Source organism: Vibrio sp. Vb2960 (genome assembly GCF_033337665.1).
GTDB classification, from domain to species: Bacteria; Pseudomonadota; Gammaproteobacteria; order Enterobacterales; family Vibrionaceae; genus Vibrio; species Vibrio alginolyticus.
On the sequence record NZ_JAWORD010000055.1, the window covers coordinates 1 to 2,148 of the forward strand.

2 protein-coding genes are annotated in these 2,148 nt (G+C 44.2%); one reads left to right on the plus strand and one right to left on the minus strand.

From position 1 onward, the window contains the following. Window positions 1-561: 561 nt before the first annotated feature. Entirely contained in the window at window positions 562-1,998 is a 1,437-nt protein-coding gene (locus tag R7O03_RS22545) for an NAD-dependent succinate-semialdehyde dehydrogenase (RefSeq protein ID WP_318132065.1), read from the plus strand. Window positions 1,999-2,046: 48 nt separating this feature from the next. On the opposite strand, the gene R7O03_RS22550 is transcribed toward R7O03_RS22545, so the two are convergent. Beyond that, window positions 2,047-2,148: integrase core domain-containing protein (locus R7O03_RS22550; RefSeq protein ID WP_213889266.1), on the minus strand; the 102-nt coding region annotated here is incomplete at its 5' end.

Below are 2,148 nucleotides of genomic sequence, written 5' to 3' on the forward strand. Positions count from 1 at the left end.
AGTTGGTTAGAATACCGGCCTGTCACGCCGGGGGTCGCGGGTTCGAGTCCCGTCCACTCCGCCACTTATATTAAGCCCTAGTCGAAAGACTGGGGCTTTTTCGTTTGGTCGTGTCCCCTAGAAATGCATTTACACATTGAAGGCGAGACAATACGACTTTCTTTACCCTTTTGGCACATGAGTTTCTCAGGAAGATGAGCCTGCTGCCTGCACTTCCAATTACTCCGAGTTTGTATCCTGTCCTCGTTGAAAGATTGGCCATTTGAACAATGAGTCTTTATAACACTCGCCCTCAACCGTAATAGAATGAATAGTCTTCCGTACTGCGTGTTTTGTTAGCGTCTCTCTTAAACAATAATTTTCTACATCTTATTTCTCAAACATTCATTGCTTCCATGTTTAGAGCGGGACCGTCGTTGCGTGGATTACGCAATTTCCCGAAATATAGTGAGGAAGAGATCTAAGTCTTCCGAAAATTAATGCCTTTTAGAAAACTTTGTTTTCTTTGCTGAACTTGCTAGTAGCGATTAACCTAAGAGGAGTTCTTGAGGAGTATGTTTGATGATGCAACAAATAAAAAATGAAACGCTGAAATCTGTATTTAAGCAATGGTCTTCCGAAGAGGGAATTGTGGTCATCAACCCTGCAACTGAGCAAGAGTTAATTCGGTTAAAGCCTAGTACTCTTGATGAGTTAGATGATCTCATTGGTCAGTGCAAAACGGAGCAAGTCCGTTGGGCTAAATTAAGTGCCAAAGAGCGCTCTCGTCGTTTGAGGGGGTGGTATCAACTACTTCTTGATAATGCAGAAGACATAGCCACGATTATTACCTTAGAGCAGGGTAAACCTTTAGCTGAGAGCAAAGGGGAAGTGATGTATGGTGCCTCTTTTGTCGAGTGGTTCTCAGAAGAAGCAAAACGTGCTTATGGCGAAGTTATTCCTGCCCCCACGACAGATAGACGTCTATCTGCAATTCGCCAGCCTGTGGGAGTATGCGCTGCAATTACACCTTGGAACTTCCCTATTGCGATGATTACAAGAAAAGCAGCACCAGCCCTAGCGGCAGGTTGTGGCATGTTGATCAAGCCATCAGAGCTTACCCCTCTCACTGCAATTGCTGTTGTTGAGTTAGCTTATCAGGCTGGTATCCCTAAAGAACTGCTTTCTGTCATGGTGTCGGAGCAGGCTGCTGAGTTTGGTCAAGTACTAAGTACTGATCCTAGGATTCAGAAGATCTCTTTTACGGGGTCTACGCGAGTCGGGAAAATTTTGATGAAGCAAGCCAGTGATTCAGTCAAGGCGGTGTCGATGGAGTTGGGTGGTAATGCGCCTTTCATCGTGTTTGAAGATGCAGACTTAGATGCGGCTGCGGAAGGGCTTGTCGCGTCGAAGTTCCGTAATGCAGGGCAAACATGTGTTTGTACCAATCGGTTATATGTTCATAAAAATGTAAAACAAGCTTTTATTGATAAAGTATTGTCGAAGTTAAGCAAATTAAAGCTTGGCAATGGTTTAGAGAAAGGTGTCACATTAGGTCCTGTTATTACGATGGCCTCTAAGCATCGACTAGAGGCGGTGATCGATCAAGCTGTACAAGAAGGAGCCTCTATTGCTAACTCTCCACAGAGACGGCCAGGTCGCTTTATGGAGCCCGTTCTTTTGGATAGTGTGACGCAGAATATGTCGATTGTTCAGCAAGAGCTATTCGGGCCTGTGTTGCCTATTGTTACCTTTGAAAATGATGATCAAGTTCTCGAAATGGCTAACGATACAGAATATGGTTTGGCTTGCTATTTCTATACGAATAGCTTGAAGCGTATTGTGACTTTTAGTGAAGGTTTAGAGTACGGTATGGTTGGAGTGAATGAAGGGATCATCTCTACTGAAGTGGCTCCATTTGGTGGAATTAAAGAGTCGGGTGTTGGACGGGAAGGTGCTAAGCAAGGACTCGATGAATATCTGGAGACAAAGTATATTTGTCTTGGTGGTTTAAGCTGATTTCAGAGATGGCCGTGACCCGTCCTGATATGGGTTGACACTTTTTAACTAAAACGCTCGATGTACTTCATCAGGCGTTTTGTATTTTAAAGCCGTATGAGGCCTCATTTGATTATAGATATCTACGGACTCTGCTACCATCGTCCTTGC